This is a genomic window from Prevotella vespertina (assembly GCF_009728485.1).
GTDB classification, from domain to species: Bacteria; Bacteroidota; Bacteroidia; order Bacteroidales; family Bacteroidaceae; genus Prevotella; species Prevotella vespertina.
Genome location: NZ_VVIQ01000017.1, coordinates 1 through 19,035 on the forward strand (window position 1 = coordinate 1; position 19,035 = coordinate 19,035).

A 19,035-nucleotide genomic window follows, 5' to 3' on the forward strand; every position below is an offset into this window, starting at 1 on the left:
TAACTGCAATGGTCAGAACTGGTTGTATGTATCAACCTGACAATATCTGTTTGGCAACACAAAGTGTAATTGTTAAATAAATAGTTAAAATAAGAAATATTGGAGGTTTTTGACATAGAAAGCATAGAGACATATCTTTTAATGACATATTTCTTTAATGAGATATTTCTGAGGTGAAAGGAATAAGTCACTGTTAAATCTTCATTAAAACTGATATACGATGGGCACAGAGCAGTTGATAAAACTAATTATAAACACCGCCTACGAGGTTCGGAGCCATTTAGTAGCTGGGTATATAGAGAGTGTATATAAGAAGGCTTTGTTGTTAGAACTCGGAGAAGCTGGGCTCAAAGTAGAGGATGAAGTAGAGTTGCCTGTGCAATATAAAGGACATGTGATAGGCAATTTCAGAGCAGATATAATAGTAGAAGGAAGCGTTATTATAGAGTTAAAGGCTGTTGCTCATTTGCTACCTGCACATGAGATTCAGCTCGTAAACTATCTTACCATAGCAGAGATAGACAATGGACTAATTATTAACTTTGGTGCTGCAGAGAGATTAGAAATTAAACGCAAGTATAGAGTTTATACTCCGCATATTTAAAGAATATGTCATTAACTAATATGTCATTAAAAAATATGTCTTTATGTCATTCTGTCTATTTCATTCTTTCTATGTCATTAACTAATAAGTCATTCTGTCTAAAGTTCATTTTGTCTAAAAATAAAGCATTATGTCTAAAATAAAGCTCGGAGCATACAACACGCTCACTGTATTAAAGATTGCCTTACGTGAAGGCAATGGTGAACCATTTGGACTTTTCCTCGATGGAGGACCAGATGGTGAGATTCTCATGCCTCAGAAGTATGTACCAGAAGGTACTGAGATTGGTGATGAGATAGAAGTATTTGTCTATCTTGATCAAGAGGAGCGCCCTATTGCTACGACAGAAGATCCCCTGGCGCAGGTGGGCGACTTTGCTTACTTGGAGTGTTCGTGGGTCAATGAGTATGGTGCATTCCTTTCGTGGGGTGTGATGAAAGATCTCTTCTGTCCGTTCCGTGAACAGAAAAAGCGAATGGTAATGGGTAATTCATATATTGTGCATATCCATTTGGACGAAGATAGTTATCGCCTTGTGGCATCTGCTAAAGTGGAACATTATCTTGACGAACGTCGACCACGTGATTATAAGCATGGGCAGGAGGTTGATCTTCTCATATGGCAGAAGACAGATCTTGGCTTTAAGGTGATTGTTGATAACCAGTATCCTGGTCTTATCTATGAAGATCAGGTGTTTCAATATGTTCACACTGGCGACCGATTGAAGGGTTACATATCCACTGTTCGCCCCGATGGAAAGATAGATTGTACACTTCAACCCACAGGGCAGCAGCATGCAGAAGACTTTGCTGAGGTGCTCCTCCAGTATCTCCGTGATCATAATGGCATCTGCGACCTTGGCGATAAGAGCGAAGCAGAGGATATCAAGCGTCGTTTCCAAGTGTCAAAGAAGGTTTATAAGCGAGCTATTGGCGACCTTTACAAACGCCGACTCATCACAGTTGAACCATTGTCTATACGCTTAGTCGGCGAGCAATGATTCTTCTAACTCGCTTTTTTTGCAGACCAAATAAAGGATAATAAAATACAATGCAGAATCAATTTTCAAGAACCCAACTTCTTCTTGGTAAGCCTGCCATCGACACCTTAAATGGTAGTCGCGTGGCTGTTTTTGGTGTTGGAGGTGTTGGTGGATATGTTGTGGAAGTCTTGGCACGCAGTGGCGTAGGTGCTATTGATGTTATTGACGACGATCGTGTTTGTCTGACAAATGTCAATCGTCAACTCCTTGCCACTACTCGAACAGTGGGGAAGCATAAAGTAGATGTAGCAGAAGAGCGTATTCACTCTATTAATCCTCGTTGTATTGTTCGGAAATATCAGACCTTCTATTTACCCGACAATGCCGATCAATTCGACTTCTCACATTATGATTATGTCATTGATTGCATTGATACTGTAACAGCTAAGCTCGATCTCATCTATCGTTGTCATGAGTTGAATATTCCTTTGCTCTCTTGCATGGGTGCTGCTTATAAGCTCGATGCTACGCAGTTTCGTGTGACTGACATCTTCAAGACTATCAACGACCCATTAGCGAAGGTGATACGTAAGAAACTTCGTAAGACCAAGATAAAACACCTGAAGGTGGTGTACAGTCCAGAGGAACCGCTTGAGAGTATAGAGCAACCCGAAATTTCTTGTCGTTTCCACTGCATCTGCCCTGATAAAGATATGCGTAAGTGCACCGACCGCCATACTATCCCAAGTTCTAATGCGTGGGTTCCAGCCACTGCGGGGCTAATTGCTGGTGGAGAAGCTGTGAAAGATCTTGTCAATCTTGCCCACACTATGCGCATCCGCCCTGAAGATGAGGCTACAAGTGAGCCTGCTCGAATCGCTCGTGAGCGTGCAGCAAAGATGTTGGAAGAGCATAAACGAATCAAAGCAGAGAAGGCTGCTGCAGAAAAGTAATGTATTTATATTGTATATATTAAGGGGATATAAGTTTTTCTGTCATTGTTAGAAAGACATAATCCTAAGACTACTTAAGAAAATAAAAGGGCATTTGGTGATGTTGCAATCTCCAAATGCCCTTTGTTTTTGTTGCTTGTTATGTCAAATTATACTATGAGATTACTCATAAACGAATGTGAAGTCTTTCTTTGCAGTTAGCGTATTACCTACAAAGCAAGTCTTTAGAGCGATATGCTCAAACTTCTTACGTTGCTTCTCGTCAAATGAAGCTTTCAGATGAAAGGTGATTGGAATACGTGAAACAGCGAAAGTCTCCATATCTTCTTCTATCTGACCAATCTCAGCATAGCAACCAGAAAAATCTTCGCCACCCCGTTCTGCTTGCAATCCCATCATCGTCAGCGCACATGCAGCCAGTGCATTGCCCAATAACTCAACAGGATTTTGATTTTCACCCAATCCTCCTACAGCCTTACCAGCATCAGTATTTATGGTTACTGCAGACCTAACGTGTATTGCTTCAACTCGCCCTTTCCCTTGATAAATTGCTTTTGTAACTGTCATAATTGTATCTTTTAAATTAGTAATAATACTTCGGTTTGCTAATAACATCTATATGTTTCGACAAAGGTAGTAAAAGAATGTGGATAAAACAAAGATCGTATATATACCGAACGTTTTTCTTCGTTTTCTTTTAAATTCAACCTTTAGCAATCTGTACACTCATCATATATCCATACCCTTGTACATCTAATAAAAATATATAGCGACATTGATTTATAAAATTGTTATTTTATAAATCCTTTAGTTAAATAACATGAAAAGACAATAACAACCTAGGGTTTTATTAAAATGTTACCGATAAGTAACCTATCTTTGTGGTTACTAATTGGTAACATAAGTATGTCAACATAACCACATAATAGAATGAAAAATAGAGAACAAACAGAAAGTAGAATACTCGAAGCTGTCGCAAGTATCGTAGAAAGCGAAGGATTCGAGAAGCTTGGTATCAATACAATAGCTTCAAAAGCTAATGTTTCGAAGATGCTGATATATAGGTATTTTGGTGGACTTGAAGAGTTAATTGCACAGTTTATAATGCAGAAGGATTATTGGGCTAATACAGGTACTGTTATTATCAATCCTCAATCTGTAGGAGACAGTATAAAGAATATGTTCCGTAAACAGATCGAGCAATTACGAAACGATATAACTCTACGACGTTTGTGTAGGTGGGAACTGTCCTGTAACAACACAAGCATTGAGCAGCTTAGAGATAAACGTGAAGAAAATGGATGCAGTCTAATCAAACTGGTAAGTACATTAACAGGTTGTCCTAATACAGAGGTTGCCTCTTTAGCCAGTATACTCTCGGCTGCTATCAGCTATTTAGCTTTGATTGAAGACCAATGTTTGTCATATAACGGTATTTCTTTGCAAACTGATAAGGGCTGGGATGAGATAATGAAAGGGGTCGAAATGATAGTTGACTTATGGATAAAAAGTATTCAGGAATGAGAAAATTAATTATTGTATTTGTTATTTTTATGGGATTTATGGATAATATAATAGCACAGAACCCAGACTATCTGTTTATGATTGAGAATGCTTGCAAGGCTCCTTCTGGGCATAACACACAGCCTTGGTTGTTTAAAATCAGAGAGTCAGAAATTGATATATACCCTGATTTGTCAAAAGAGTTACCTATCGTAGACCCAAGTCATCGAGAGTTATTTGTTAGCTTGGGGTGCGCGACAGAGAATCTTTGTATTGCTGCTCAGGAAAAGGGGTATCAGACTGAAGTTAAAGTTATTAAGGACTCCTTTATTCGAGTTCTACTTACAAAAGATAAGAAAAAGCAATTTGATTCTTCATTGTTCTCTCAAATCGCAGTAAGACAAACAAATAGAAGTGTTTATGATGGGAAAGAAATTCCTAAAGATAGCATTAATCTACTTAAAGCCACTTCTATTGACCCCTCTATCTCTATTTATTTTTACAAAAGGGGAACTGTTGATTATGAAAAGATTGCTAATATGGTTTATGCTGGTAATAGCTTACAAATGAATAATGAAGCTTTCAAATCAGAACTGACAAAGTGGATGCGTTATAATAAGAAACATCAGAATAATACAAGAGATGGATTGAGTTATGCTACTTTTGGTGCACCAAATGTTCCTCTATTCTTGGCAAAATTTATCATGTCAAAGGCTATCAACACGAAAACGCAGAATAAAGGTGATCGGAAAAAGATAGCTTCAGCATCTCATTTTGTACTTTTCACAACAAAAAATAATACTGTTGAACAATGGGTTGCACTTGGCAGAACCTTGGAACAGATATTACTGCGTTCAACGCAGATGGGTATTGCAAATGCTTATTTCAATCAGCCTAATGAGGAAAATGATATTACAAAAGAAATGGTAAAGCAACTTCAAATCTCTAACGAGTACCCGACTATTCTTATAAGGTTAGGCTATGGAAAGAAAATGCCTTATTCGCTAAGACGCGATTATAGGTCATGTATTTTCTCTGAAGAATAAATCTGAGGACATATAAATGCTAGCCCATTTAGTAATCTCTCTTTAGGTATTACAATGATAGCATTTGTTTCCGAAAGTTCTTTACATTCAAAATTCTCATTCTAGAGAAAATAGTCAATTAATATGGTCGAAAAATGAGTCAAAAGTAGGTTCTTCCAGAAAAGTATATACTTTTTGCGCAAAAGGTATATAGTTTTTTGCTAAAAAGTATATAGTTTTTCGCTAAGAAATATATAGTTTTTTGTTGAGAAATATATAGTTTTTCGACAAAAATTCCCTTGTTTTTCAGGAATAATGAATATTTCTTTTGTTAAGATGATACTATAAAATATGTAAAACTTTGAATATCAGTAGATTATAAAACATTATCTTTTCAGCCCCATATTTTGCGTATTTGAGTCAAAGTACATTCCTCTTTGAAAATATCGCAGAAATACCCCCTCAAATTAGCAGTATTTTATTACAAAATATAGCATTCGATAAACCTCTTCCACAACACATATCTTGTCAAGCTGCGAATATGTTTGAGAAGTTTAAAGCCCTACTACATGTGACTTTGCTTTTATAGGAATACTTAGTGAATTGAATTCTTGAGTAGATGTAGATTTAACGAACAACTTTCAAAGAATAAGAATAGAGTTGAAAATGTTCTATATGTTTTTCTTTATTAGTCTATTCTGTTAACTCCTGATATGGAAGAATATTCCTCGAGAATAAAAAAGGCGACCATCTGTTGAGATAGTCGCCTTCTGTTATCTTATCTTTAGAACTCAGCGTTCTTTGGAGTACGTGCAAATGGGATTACGTCACGGATGTTTTGCATACCAGTAACGAAGAGAATCAGGCGCTCGAAGCCAAGACCGAAGCCACCATGTGGACAGGTTCCATATTTACGAGTGTCGAGATACCAGTCGTAAACCTCACGTTTCATTCCACGATTATCGATCTCTGCAAGCAACTTGTCGTAATTCTCTTCACGGACAGAGCCACCAATGATTTCACCGATATGTGGGAAGAGGACGTCTGTTCCCTGCATTGTCTTGCCATCAGGGTTCTTCTTCATATAGAACGACTTAATTTCGCTTGGATAGTCGGTCATGATGACAGGGCGTTTGAAGTATTCCTCAACGAGATAACGCTCATGCTCACTGCTGAGATCCATTCCCCAACCAGTGATTGGGAACTCAAACTTCACACCATCAGCAACTGCCTTCTGAAGAATCTCTATACCTTCTGTGTAAGTTAGGCGAACAAAGTCTTCCTTAAGTACACCCTCTAGGCGAGCTATCAATCCCTTGTCAATCATCTTGTTAAGGAATTCAAGGTCATCCTTGCAATTCTCCAATGCCCAACGAACGCAGTACTTGATGAAGTCTTCCTCAAGATCCATCAGTTCATCCTTGTCAATAAAAGCAACTTCTGGCTCAACCATCCAGAACTCTGCCAAGTGACGAGGCGTATTAGAGTTCTCTGCACGGAAAGTGGGTCCGAAAGTATAGATAGCACCAAGCGCGGTAGCACCCAGCTCACCCTCCAACTGACCAGATACAGTAAGGTTCGTGCGCTTACCGAAGAAGTCAGCACTATAATCAACCTCACCACCTTTTGCGACGCGATCGAGGTCGAGTGTCGTTACTTGGAACATATTTCCAGCACCTTCGGCATCACTACCAGTAATTAATGGAGTGTGGAAATAATAATAACCATGGTCGTGGAAGTACTTGTGGATAGCGATTGCCATATTGTGGCGAATACGGAATACAGCACCGAAAGTATTTGTGCGCAGACGCATGTGACCATACTTGCGCATATACTCAAAGCTCTGCCCCTTCTTCTGCATAGGGTAGTCACTTGGACAAAGACCATAGATTTCAATCTCTTTACATTGAATCTCCGACGTCTGACCAGCACCCTGACTCTCTACAAGCGTACCGATAACGCTGATACAAGCACCTGTTGTAATGCTCTTCAGTTTCTCATCGTCGATAGTAGTAGGGTCAACGACCACCTGAATGTTCTTGATAGTAGAACCATCATTCAGTGCGATGAAGTCAACAGCCTTGCTACTTCTATGTGAGCGAACCCAGCCTTTTACATTAATATCTTTACCAAAGTCGGTGCAAGCAAGTGCATCGACGACTTTTGTTCTTTTCATCTTTGTATTGTAATTAGGACTTCTCAACAAGCTCAAAAGAAAAGGAGAAGGAATAAAGAGGGAATCTCTTTACACATTCTTTCCTTAGAAGTTTATTGTAGAAGTCTTTATCCTCGTTTATCCTCTCACCCCCTCCCTTCGGAGGGGCTTGGGGAGGGCTTCTTATTCAAATGCACCCATGCGCAGCATATCAACTTCCTTCTCTGTGAGGAAACGCCAATCGCCACGACGTACATTCTTCTTTGTTAGACCAGCGAACTGTACACGATCGAGCTTAACAACACGATAACCAAGACTCTCGAAGATACGACGAACGATACGATTCTTGCCACTATGAATCTCAATACCAACCTGTGCCAAATCGTCAGGACTAGCGTATTCAATGGCGTCAGCCTTTATCTCTCCGTCTTCAAGCTCGATACCATCAGAGATTTTCTGAAGATCATTTGCTGTGACAGGCTTATCAAGGAATACGTGATAAACCTTCTTCTTTAAGAACTTAGGATGTGTGAGTTTAGAAGCGAGGTCACCATCGTTTGTAAGGAGCAACACACCTGTTGTGTTACGGTCTAGGCGTCCAACAGGATAGATACGCTCTGGGCATGCACCTTTAACAAGATCCATTACAGTCTTACGCTGTTGTGGGTCATCACTTGTTGTAACATAATCCTTAGGCTTATTCAATAGGACATAAACCTTCTTTTCTAGTGAAACTGTCTTATCTTGGAAGAGTACAACATCAGTGCGTAGAACCTTACTTCCAAGTTCTTTAACAACCTCACCATTTACGGTGACAGCACCAGATAGGATGAACTCGTCAGCCTCACGACGTGAACAAACACCAGCATTAGCTAGATACTTATTCAAACGAATTGGCTCGTTTGGATCGAAATTCTCTTCCTTATATTCAATGCGTTTCTTCAATGAATACTTTGCATTTGGATCATAATCTGCAGTACGCTGACGATATCCTCCTTGGTTATATCCACCACGGTTGTTATACCCACCACGACTCTGATAACCGCCACGATTAGTGTAACTACTGCGGTTCTGATAACCACCACGGTTATTATACCCACCGCGATTATTATATCCACCACGGTTTTGGTAACCATTTTGACGTGGCTGATAGCCACCCTGGTTTACCTGATAACCATTGTTGTTCTCTTCTCCTTCTGCGCTAGTATTGTTGTTATAACGAGGGCGATAACCTTGTGACTGGTATCCTCCTTCTTCGTTATTATAACGTGGACGATAGCCACCTTGCTGTGGTCTGCTTTGATAACCACCACGACTCTGGTATCCACCTTGGCGTGATTGATATCCTCCTTCTTCGCCATTGTTGCTGTTGTAACGTGGGCGGTATCCTCCCTGTTGAGGGCGACTTTGATAGCCACTACGATTGTTGTATCCACCACCATAGTTGCTTTGACGTGGGCGATAACCTCCTTGTTGTGGACGGCTACTGCTTTGCAAGCCTGAGCCAAAGCCCTCTGGACGGAATCCACCTTCGTCATTTCCGCCATTAGCCTTGTCGCTGCTATAAGCACGCTGTGTGTGAATACGTGGACGTTGTGGGCGTCCTGTGCCACGGTACTCTCTTTGATAACCACCTTGTCCAGCTGCAGAATAGCCCTCACGGCCATTATCATTCTGTTCAGACTGAACCTCTTTGTTCTCGAATTCTTCTGCCATAATTGTAGTTTGCTTTAATGTTAACTACTGACCTCACGATCAATGAGTAATAAAGTTTATTATTCTTTTATTTCTAATTATTATTTGTTAGAACTCCTATTAGAAGGAGCTACTCAGTTTTATTAATAATCTTTCTTTTTAATGATTTATGGATGTTTTAAATTCCCGTATAGTTGTGTGGAGTAATTGCCATGAGCTCTGCCTTTACGCTATCACTAACATTCAATGTCTGTATGAACTCATGAATTGTCTCCTCAGTCATCTTGTTATTGGTACGTGTGAGAGCCTTTAATGCCTCATAAGGATGTGGATAAGCCTCACGACGAAGGATAGTTTGAATCGCTTCAGCTACTACCGCCCATGTATCATCAAGGTCTTCACGTAGTTTCTCTTCATGGAGAATAAGTTTACGTAAACCTTTCAACGTACTTTGAATAGCGATAACGCTGTGACCAAGTGGTACACCTACATTACGTAAGACAGTAGAGTCTGTCAAGTCGCGCTGTAATCTACTAACTGGCAATTTCTGTGCTAAGAACTGCAAAATAGCATTAGCGACACCCAAGTTACCTTCGCTATTCTCATAGTCAATAGGGTTCACCTTGTGTGGCATAGCACTTGAACCAACCTCTCCGGCTTTAATCTTCTGCTTGAAATACTCCATTGATATATACATCCAGAAGTCGCGATCAAGGTCTATAATGATGGTGTTGATACGACGAATAGCGTCAAAAATACTACCCATGTGGTCGTAATTACTAATCTGTGTAGTCCATTGTTCACGTTCCAAACCTAGTTTCTCGCTGACAAACAGATTGCCAAAAGCACGCCAGTCATACGTTGGATAGGCTACATGATGCGCATTGAAATTACCTGTTGCACCACCAAATTTGGCTGTAAACTTACAACTGCGTAAGGATTCCAGTTGCTCACTAAGACGATATACATATACTTCTATTTCCTTTCCTAATCGAGTAGGAGAAGCTGGCTGCCCATGTGTCTTTGCTAGCATTGGAACGTCTTTCCATTCTTCTGCATACTCTTTTAGCTGCTGAATAAGCTCTTCCACCTGTGGATAATACACCTCCTCAAGTGCCTCCTTGATAGACAGAGGAACGCTCGTGTTGTTGATGTCCTGTGAAGTTAAGCCGAAATGGATAAATTCCTTATACTCATCTAAGCCCCCAATCTTATCGAACTCCTCCTTAATGAAGTATTCTACAGCCTTAACATCATGGTTTGTTGTCTTCTCAATCTCCTTTACTCTTGCTGCACCAGACTCATCGAACTTGCGGTAAATATCACGTAGTTGTTCAAATAAATCATGGTTGAAACTTGCCAACTGGGGTAGTGGTAGTTCACAAAGAGTGATGAAGTACTCAATTTCTACACGTATGCGATAGCGAATAAGAGCATACTCTGAAAAATAATCAGCTAGACGTTCTGTTTTGTTTCTGTAGCGTCCGTCAATTGGAGATACGGCTGTTAATGTGTCGAGAGTCATAACAATGGATGATTAATAATAGGTGCAAATTTAGCAATAAAATCGGTAAACTCACAAGGATAAATAATAATAAAACAAAAAAGAAGACGCCTTTTATACAGATAAAAAGAAAACTTCGTAACAAGTGTTACGAAGTCTTCTCTTTTGTTGATAACCATTCGTGGGCGTTGACGGATTCGAACCGCCGACCCTCTGCTTGTAAGGCAGATGCTCTAAACCAACTGAGCTAAACGCCCTAAATTAAAATTCCTGCAACCCCGAAGAATCACAGGGAAACACCCCTTGTGGGCGTTGACGGATTCGAACCGCCGACCCTCTGCTTGTAAGGCAGATGCTCTAAACCAACTGAGCTAAACGCCCCTCACTTTCTGTAAGGCGGGTGCAAAGGTAAGTGTTTTTTTTGTTTCTGGCAAACAATTAAGGAATTATTTTAATGTAGGTTGCTATTATTTACATCTTTCTTTATTTCTATTTGATATCTTGCTGTTCGGTTATGTGTTGTACTTGTAGTAGGTCGTTAGGCTTGTTACACAAGCTCTTTTAGTATTCTTTCAGCTCCCTTTAATTTGCAAAAGGAGGCTCTACCTTATCAGAGAAAGACTTTTGTCATTGGGGAAAATAGATTATTTTACGTTAGATTTAAAGCCGTTTTCATCTAAAAAATAGTCTATTTTTAATAAGAAAATAAACAAATAACGAAGAAAAAATAAACTAAAAACTCACCTAAGAAGAGTTCTTCTCAAACATAGTGGAGCATTTGTATTCAGAGAGACAGACTTCTTTTCAAAAATAGAAGGAGTTTATCAACGTAGCAAAACACTAATATTTACAACAAAATCATTTGTTTTTTTACCCATATTACTTCGTCTCTTTTTCTAAAAGTTCGTACATTTGTAAGCAGTATCAATCAATACCAAACGATGAAATATATACTATTACCTAAACAAGATAAGCTCCATCAGCTACCTTTCTATTTTGCTGTCGAAGAATACGTAGCCCATCATTACCCCGATGATGATTATTTCTTGGCATGGCGTGTACCCCCTACTGTGATGTTAGGGCGCAATCAACTGATTGAAAATGAGGTGAATGTTGATTATTGCAAGGCACATTCTATCGACATATTCAGGCGTAAGAGTGGTGGAGGATGTATCTATGCCGATGAAGGGTGCATACAGTTTTCGTATATCTCACGCCTCTCTAATGCGAATGAAGCCTTCGTTCAATACATGAATCGCATGGCTAATTTGCTACAAAGTATTGGTATCAATGCTCAATTATCAGGGCGAAATGATATTCTCATCAATGACACAAAGGTCTCAGGATGTGCTTTTTATCAACTTGATAACCGCTGTGTTCTGCATAATTCATTGCTTTTCAACACGCAACTATCGCATCTTTCAAATGCACTCACGCCCTCAATTACGAAGCTCAAGAGCAAGGGAATCGATTCTGTTCGGCAACGTGTCAACAACGTGTCACAATATACTGACATTGAAATAACCGACTTCATGCGCTATACCCGACAGCAATTCTGCCATAGTGAGGTGTTAGAATTGACCGAAGAGGATATGCAGGGAATTGAAAGAATCGAACAGGAGTTAGCCTCCGACAGCTTTGTTTATGGTAAAAATCCGAAGTATTCTATTGTAAAAAAGCATCGTTTCGAGGGTGTGGGAACACTGGAAGCACACATAGAACTAAAGAATAACACGATTGTAAACATCAATTTGATGGGCGATTATTTCCTCCTTGGAGATATTGATAACGCTCTTCTGAAACCATTGAAAGGCGTGGAGTTTACGAGAGAGGCTATTGAAAATATTTTAGGAAACACTGATTTGTCGACTATCATACGTGGCTTTCAAGTATCGCAACTGCTCCGCTTGCTCTTTGGACGCAAACCACACGTGATGAAACCAGAGTGGTTGAAGATTGATCTAACATCGAAGAAGTCTACTGGAGAGACCGCAGGAATCTTGTCGAAACACCACATGAACACCATCTGTACGAGTGGCTTATGTCCAAACAGGGCTGAATGTTGGATGGCACGCACGGCGACTCTGATGATTGGGGGCGATATCTGCACCCGAAAATGCCGTTTCTGCAACACTTTGAGTGGGCGACCAAGAGCATTAGATAGCAACGAACCGACCAGAGTAGCCGAATCCATCAAGGCTTTAGGACTGCGTTATGCCGTCATCACATCGGTGGATCGTGACGATTTAGACGACTATGGAGCTGCACATTGGGTACAGACTATCAAGGAAATACAGCGTTTGAACCCCGCAACAAAGGTCGAACTACTTATCCCTGACTTTATGGGTAAAGCCGAGCTCATACATCAGGTAATGGCAACAAAGCCTCATGTGGCTGGTCATAACATGGAGACTGTGCGACGACTGACGCCTTCTGTGCGTTCAGTAGCACGCTATGACCGAAGTTTGGAGGTGTTGCATGAGATTACGGAATGCGGTATTACAGCTAAAACAGGCTTTATGTTGGGCTTAGGAGAGACCCACGAGGAGATATTAGAGACGATGGATGACATTCTCAAAACGGGTTGTAAGCGTCTAACCTTGGGGCAGTACCTTCAACCAACAGCCCACCATCTCCCCGTGTCAGCTTATATTACACCCGAACAATTTGCCGATTACAAGCGCATTGCATTGGAGAAAGGATTCAAGCATGTGGTGAGTGGACCGCTGGTTCGCTCTTCTTATCATGCTGCAGAGGGGTAAAACAAGATTGACAATAGGCTCTCCCCTACCCTTTACTGACATGGTTTAGACAGAATGAAACAATGACAGATTGTCGTAATGACATATTTCTAAGATAGAGGAGACGTGTTTTTAGACCTAAAGACACAATGACAAGTCGTCTTAATGACATATTTCTATGACAGAGGAATACAGGTACACGACCTTCCGTTAGGCGCTTCTCCTCCTTTAACTATCAAACAAATGTTCAATGTCCAGCTGCTTCATGACCGCAATAATCGGTTCGCCAGATGGCGTGTAATTGACATTTCCACAAGTGAAAAGTTCATTCACAAGGTTATCCATCTCACTATTGGTCAGCACCTGACCCTGTGGAATAGCGGCATTACGTGCTAAACTCAAAGCGAGTGTACGATCGATATCTTCCTTCACACTCGCCCCACTCTCCACAGCCGATGCCACCATATCTTGGATAAGACTAACAGCATTGAGCCCTTCGATGCCTGCTGGCACTCCATTCACAGCATAACTATCACCACCGAGACTATCCAATTGGAAGCCCATCTCTGCCATTTCAGGGAGGATGCGATCGATGATTAACTTGTCAGATACGGTGAGTTGCACCACTTCAGGGAATAAAACCTTTTGCGAATGAGCCTTATGAGATGACAACTGGCGCAAATACTCCTCATATAAAATGCGTATATGAGCACGGTGCTGGTCGATAATCATCAAGCCAGACTTCACCGCTGTCATGATATAACTACCCTTATACTGATAGTGCGAAGGTGACTTTTCCTCTATCACCGACTCGTTCATAGAGGCTGTAGAGGCTGATGAAATAATCAAACTCTCGTCTGTTGGAGTCGTATTAACATCTAGTTCATCTTGTTCAAAAAGTTTCGATTGGCGTATCTCAGCATTCCCTTCCAAACCAGAGTACAACTCCTCCCAACCCTCTGGCACACTTGGCTTCTGCGGTTGGGCTGTTTGTTTAAAGGGATTGAACGATGGGTTGATTTCAACCTTCGGTGCTTTAGTTCCTGAATGAGGGTCGAATACAGGAATATCAGGCTTCCCTTCGGTGTCAAAGTCAATCGAAGGAATATCATTAAAACGCCCTACGGCTTCTTTCACAGCTGCTAAAAGAATCTGCCAGATGGCTTGCTCATTCTCAAACTTTATCTCCGTCTTTGTCGGATGAATGTTTACATCAATGTTCGTAGGCGGTACTTCAAAATAAAGAAAGTAAGGAATCTGCTCGCCCTGAGGGATGAGTCGATCGAACGCAGTGATGACCGCCTTATGAAAATACGGGTGTTTCATATAACGTTCATTAACGAAGAAGTACTGCTGGGGAGTCTTCTTGCGTGCAGACTCTGGTTTCCCGACAAAGCCATGGATATGACATAGACTCGTGTCAACGTCGATTGACAAGAGATCTTGGTTCAGTCTCTTCCCAAACACCTCAACAATTCGCTGTCTATAGTTGCATGACCGAAGATTAAAAAGCTCTGTTCCATTACTATATAAGGTAAAGGCTATATGCGGATAAACCAATACAATGCGTTCAAAAGCATTGATGATATTATTCAATTCAGTGGTGTTTGACTTCAAAAACTTGCGTCGTGCAGGTACATTGAAGAAGAGATTCTCAACCAAGAAATTACTTCCTACAGGGCAAGAACAAGGTTCTTGATTCGTAAAACGACTACCCGAGATAGACAGATGAGTACCAAGATCATCACTCGCCATGCGTGTCTTCAATTCTATCTGCGCCACCGCTGCAATCGACGCAAGAGCTTCTCCACGAAAGCCCATGGTATGAAGTGAGAAAAGATCATCTGCCTTCCGTATCTTAGAAGTTGCATGTCGCTCAAAAGAGAGGCGTGCATCAGTCTCAGACATACCTTTTCCGTTATCAATCACTTGAATAGATGTGCGCCCCGCATCAACTACTAAGACATTAATTGATGTTGCTCCGGCGTCGATGGCATTCTCTACTAGCTCCTTGATAACGGATGCTGGGCGTTGAATCACCTCTCCCGCTGCAATCTGATTGGCTACACTATCGGGTAAAAGTTGTATGATATCACTCATTGATTAATAATGCTTAAGCAATAAACAAGAATAAGATAAGCAGTGCTATAACACCTGCAGAGAGAATCAAAGACACCCACATGGCTGTGAAACGATTGTGTTTGTGTGTCAAAACTTGCGGTCGCAAACTATGAGAAAGACGCCTTTGAAGTCCCTCACGATATCCCTCCTTTGGCTCATCTTGCTGTTCTAACTCATTTTTCGCACGCTTCTCTATATCCGAGAGAAACTCTTTACGTTCATCAACATACATGTATTCATGATGAAAACGACGGGGTTTTGATGATTGAAAGAAGAACATATTTCAAAGGAGTTAATGATGTTAATAATGTGAAGAGAAGTTGACCTATTGTCGGAAATGATTCTACCTATTGTCGTAAATGATTATGACAATAGGTTGACAAGGGGTCACTCTATACGTTGTCGAGGTGGCAAGATGACTTGAGCATTGCGCTTGGTAGCTGCCGTCTTACGTGCCGCACGACGGAAGATATCATTCTTATCCTTTGGACGAACATTATCAAAAAGCTCAAAGTGAGGCAATGTCAGGCGATCAGGGGGAATCTGCGTCATTGGACTAATCACACCATCTGCCTTAGACATCCATATTTTTTTCAACTTACGTTCGGGTGTTATGAACATACGAAGGGTATCTGTCTCCGTGTAATTATGCCCTATCAACGTACTGTCTTTATCGGTATGATAGAACACAACTTCTACGTTTCCCCATGCGTCCACACGCCTAACAGCACCATTGACAAAGTCTGCACGCATGTCACGTGACGATATTTGATTATAGTGTTGCTTATCTGGAAGCGTCTCAATAGAGAACGCATTACCATAGACAAAAGCCTGTCGAATGGTGGAATCATTCATGTATGCCTTGATCGAATCACCTACTAGTTGACGGTTACCACTCCATACTATCGGGTAGTCATACATAGTCATACAGGAGTCTTTCGTATTAGCAACAAGGAATCCACATACGGCTTGTACATCCGTGCGGAACGCCCTCACGTTATTGACGCCATAGATTTCACGATACATCTTAGGCGTGTTCATGTAGAATCCCTTCATACTAATAGTGTCGGCATGAACGAATAGTGTGTCACCCTGAGAGAAGTCCTTTGCAATCGGACCAGGCTTTCCGCCAAATGCTATAGCCGCCGAGTCAGTATAGTGAAGATAGTCTCCTTTGAAGGCATGTTTCTGTTTCTCATCTATATAATAGAAGTTTCCTTCCCCTGTTCCTTCGTGAGTGTTACTATTATAAGTAAGATCGCGACCAGTGATTGTACGCTGGTTTAGCTTATCAATAATCTTCACATTACCATGTCCCTCACTATATCCAGACTTGGCATTGTAGATTACTTCATCGCCAGTAATCACTCTCTTTTGTCGACGATCATCGATCTTCACATTACCACGAGCAGTGCTATGACCAGTCTTCTCATTATAGAATACGTCTTGACCTATTATGGTTCTGTCATTTGCCTTATCGACTATCTTTACATTACCATGCCCTTCGGCTTCACCCGTCGAACTGTTATAAACGATGTTATCTCCCTCTACATCTTGCTTTGGAGATGTAATCGTTGAATGACCATTAAGCTCCATGTTGTCAGTTCGACTATTATAAGTTCCATCGCTAGTATGCACGACTTCGCCCTTTGCTGTTCGAATAACTGACTTGCCAACAACGTGTACCAAGCCTGTTTCTGTATTACCATGTGCCTCTGGAGTTGTGATCCTGTACTTAGGAGTAAACATAACAACATTACCGAAGAAGTTGGCATCATGGCTCTCTGTGTTATAATCACCTTGATCGGCAATAACGGTATTTCCATTGTAAACCAAGGTTCCACGACCACCGAAGTAATTGGCAACTTTCGATATCATGTTATAGTCTAAGCTATCACAACGTAGCGACTTTCCTGGCTGACGAACCACAACCTTTTCTCTAACATGAACCATTTGAGACATGCCATCATAGTGAAGACGATGACAATCAAGCGTCACTCCACCCGGTCGAGTCATATGAACTTTACCGAAAGCTTTAAACCAATTCGATTGGTCATTGAAGTATGCACTATCACAACTAAGCGTCATTCCCTTATAACGCAACCGAACATTACCCTTTGCAATCTGCACATCTGGCATCAACATCTGGTTGTGTCTAAGGTTATCAGCATGGTCTATATAGAACTTACTACCCTTCTTTTCCGTCACTTTCTGAGCCATAGAAGGGTAGTTATAGCATAACCCAAACAGGCATAGAATCGTGATTAACATGATTCTATGCCCGCAAAGCTTATATATATAAGTGTTTTCTAATGTCATTTAATCCAACCTTCATACTTGAACTTACAATCCTTGTAGCGAGGATTCATTCGAACATAAGTATTCTTAATCTTGCTTACAACCCATTCATGAATTATCTCTTGACGACGATGAGCAATAACTATATCACGCATAGTTTGGAAGTCTTCTGTTATCGTAGCTCTATGTTCGTCCGTGCGACTCTTTAGCTTTACGATAGCACAAACAACCTTCCCTCGATTGTTAACCATCTGAAAAGGAGCAGAGATCTCACCAACTTTCATGGTATCAACAACTCGTGCTACTTCCGTTGGTAAGTCCTTCATCTTGAAGCGTGAAGTGCGTGAGTTATCTGACGAGTTGACCATGAGACCATGGTTATTCTTCGTATCTTTGTCATCAGAAAGATATGCGGTAGCATCTTCGAAAGTGAATTTCTCTTTGCGAATATCGCGCCCAATAGAGTCCAACCTTTCCTTTGCAGCATCAATAGAAGCCATTGATACACGAGGTTTCAATAGGATATGACGACAATTAATCTTATCTCCTCGACGGTCAATCAACTGAATGATATGATACCCAAACTCGCTCTCTACAATCTTAGAAACCTTCTTCGGATCAGTTAGATTGAATGCTACTGCTGCAAAAGCAGGGTCTAACACTCCTCTTCCCATATAACCTAATTCACCGCCCTGACGCGATGATCCAGGGTCTTCGGAGTACAAACGTGCTAAAGTGGCAAAGGATGTTTCTCCCTTTGTTACACGATCCGTATAGTCACGTAGTTGGTTTTTAATGCGATTAACTTCCTCTGTCTCCACCTTTGGTGTTTGTGTCAAAATCTCTACTTCCACGGTAGTTGGAATCATAGGAATACTATCCACTGGTAGCTTCTTAAAGTATTCTCGCACCTCTGCTGGTGATACTTTCACATCACCAACAAGCTTTTCTTGCATCTTCTGAACCAACTGACGATTCTTATAATCATCATGCAAGTCTTGTCTAAGTTGTGCTATACTCTTATGTTGGAACTCCTCTAGTTTCTCCTTAGAACCTATTTGTGGCAAGGAAATCCAGTAGTTGATTTGTTGATCAACTCCCTGTGCTATCTCCGACTCAGTCACCTCTACACTATCAAGGGCGGCCTGATGAAGGAAGAGTTTCTGCACAGCTATTTGTTCTGGCAGCACACACTCTGGGTCTCCATCCCACTTCATTCCCTCTGCTTCTCCTTGCAGTTTCATGATCTCGACTTCGGACTTTAAGATTGGTTCATCACCCACAACCCATATCACCTCATCGACAACATTGTTGGCTTTATCAACCTGGTTCGTATCTACCGAATCTGTTAGAACTAGCGGTGCAGAGGCACGAAAGGCACCTGCATGCAAGCCCATTGCCACAAGCGTAACGCCTATGAGCAAAGCACCTGTCTTACATTTATTTATCTTCAT

14 protein-coding genes and 2 tRNA genes are annotated in these 19,035 nt (G+C 41.0%); 6 read left to right on the plus strand and 10 right to left on the minus strand.

All coding sequences use genetic code 11. From position 1 onward, the window contains the following. The first annotated feature begins 220 nt into the window (after window positions 1-220). From F0475_RS11295 to F0475_RS11305, 3 genes are all read left to right on the plus strand, one after another. A complete protein-coding gene (locus F0475_RS11295; RefSeq protein ID WP_155716711.1) occupies window positions 221-604 on the plus strand; it encodes a GxxExxY protein in 384 nt (127 codons plus the stop codon). A 130-nt stretch (window positions 605-734) separates the two neighbouring features. Beyond that, the gene (locus tag F0475_RS11300; protein ID WP_155716712.1) at window positions 735-1,604 is read left to right on the plus strand and encodes a CvfB family protein; all 870 of its coding nucleotides are present in this window, start codon (window positions 735-737) and stop codon (window positions 1,602-1,604) included. Window positions 1,605-1,654: 50 nt separating this feature from the next. Continuing rightward, window positions 1,655-2,539, plus strand: a complete 885-nt coding sequence (locus F0475_RS11305) for a tRNA threonylcarbamoyladenosine dehydratase (protein ID WP_155716713.1) — start codon at window positions 1,655-1,657, stop codon at window positions 2,537-2,539. Window positions 2,540-2,701: 162 nt separating this feature from the next. On the opposite strand, the gene F0475_RS11310 is transcribed toward F0475_RS11305, so the two are convergent. Further along, a complete protein-coding gene (locus F0475_RS11310) occupies window positions 2,702-3,106 on the minus strand; it encodes an OsmC family protein (protein WP_155716714.1) in 405 nt (134 codons plus the stop codon). Window positions 3,107-3,469: 363 nt separating this feature from the next. On the opposite strand from F0475_RS11310, the gene F0475_RS11315 reads away from it, so the two are divergent. Next, a complete protein-coding gene (locus F0475_RS11315; RefSeq protein ID WP_155716715.1) occupies window positions 3,470-4,063 on the plus strand; it encodes a TetR/AcrR family transcriptional regulator in 594 nt (197 codons plus the stop codon). Continuing rightward, the gene (locus F0475_RS11320; protein ID WP_155716736.1) at window positions 4,060-5,088 is read left to right on the plus strand and encodes an Acg family FMN-binding oxidoreductase; all 1,029 of its coding nucleotides are present in this window, start codon (window positions 4,060-4,062) and stop codon (window positions 5,086-5,088) included. The genes F0475_RS11315 and F0475_RS11320 overlap by 4 nt, the downstream gene beginning before the upstream one ends. Window positions 5,089-5,851: 763 nt before the next feature. Here F0475_RS11320 and asnS read toward each other — a convergent pair. The 5 genes from asnS to F0475_RS11345 all read right to left on the minus strand — a co-directional run bounded on the left by asnS (window position 5,852) and on the right by F0475_RS11345 (window position 10,802). Next, on the minus strand, window positions 5,852-7,243 hold the full coding sequence (gene asnS, locus F0475_RS11325; protein ID WP_155716716.1) for an asparagine--tRNA ligase: 1,392 nt from the start codon (window positions 7,241-7,243) through the stop codon (window positions 5,852-5,854). 162 nt (window positions 7,244-7,405) lie between these two features. Beyond that, window positions 7,406-8,938, minus strand: coding sequence for a pseudouridine synthase (locus F0475_RS11330; protein ID WP_155716717.1), 1,533 nt, complete (start codon window positions 8,936-8,938; stop codon window positions 7,406-7,408). A 157-nt stretch (window positions 8,939-9,095) separates the two neighbouring features. Beyond that, window positions 9,096-10,442, minus strand: coding sequence for an adenylosuccinate lyase (gene purB, locus F0475_RS11335; RefSeq protein WP_155716718.1), 1,347 nt, complete (start codon window positions 10,440-10,442; stop codon window positions 9,096-9,098). A gap of 161 nt (window positions 10,443-10,603) precedes the next feature. Then, a tRNA-Val gene (locus F0475_RS11340) sits at window positions 10,604-10,678 on the minus strand. 49 nt (window positions 10,679-10,727) lie between these two features. After that, a tRNA-Val gene (locus F0475_RS11345) sits at window positions 10,728-10,802 on the minus strand. A 560-nt stretch (window positions 10,803-11,362) separates the two neighbouring features. On the opposite strand from F0475_RS11345, the gene lipA reads away from it, so the two are divergent. Beyond that, the gene (lipA, locus tag F0475_RS11350; RefSeq protein ID WP_155716719.1) at window positions 11,363-13,183 is read left to right on the plus strand and encodes a lipoyl synthase; all 1,821 of its coding nucleotides are present in this window, start codon (window positions 11,363-11,365) and stop codon (window positions 13,181-13,183) included. 207 nt (window positions 13,184-13,390) lie between these two features. Here lipA and mutL read toward each other — a convergent pair whose 3' ends face one another. From mutL to F0475_RS11370, 4 genes are all read right to left on the minus strand, one after another. After that, window positions 13,391-15,262 carry a DNA mismatch repair endonuclease MutL gene (gene mutL / locus F0475_RS11355; RefSeq protein ID WP_155716720.1) on the minus strand — a complete coding sequence of 624 codons (1,872 nt, stop codon included), beginning with the start codon at window positions 15,260-15,262 and terminating at the stop codon, window positions 13,391-13,393. 13 nt (window positions 15,263-15,275) lie between these two features. Beyond that, window positions 15,276-15,563 (minus strand): ubiquitin carboxyl-hydrolase, encoded by a 288-nt coding sequence (locus F0475_RS11360; protein ID WP_155716721.1) that lies wholly within the window; start codon window positions 15,561-15,563, stop codon window positions 15,276-15,278. Window positions 15,564-15,670: 107 nt separating this feature from the next. After that, on the minus strand, window positions 15,671-17,503 hold the full coding sequence (locus F0475_RS11365) for an OstA-like protein (protein WP_155716722.1): 1,833 nt from the start codon (window positions 17,501-17,503) through the stop codon (window positions 15,671-15,673). Between the two features lie 95 nt (window positions 17,504-17,598). Beyond that, window positions 17,599-19,035, minus strand: coding sequence for a peptidylprolyl isomerase (locus F0475_RS11370; RefSeq protein ID WP_155716723.1), 1,437 nt, complete (start codon window positions 19,033-19,035; stop codon window positions 17,599-17,601).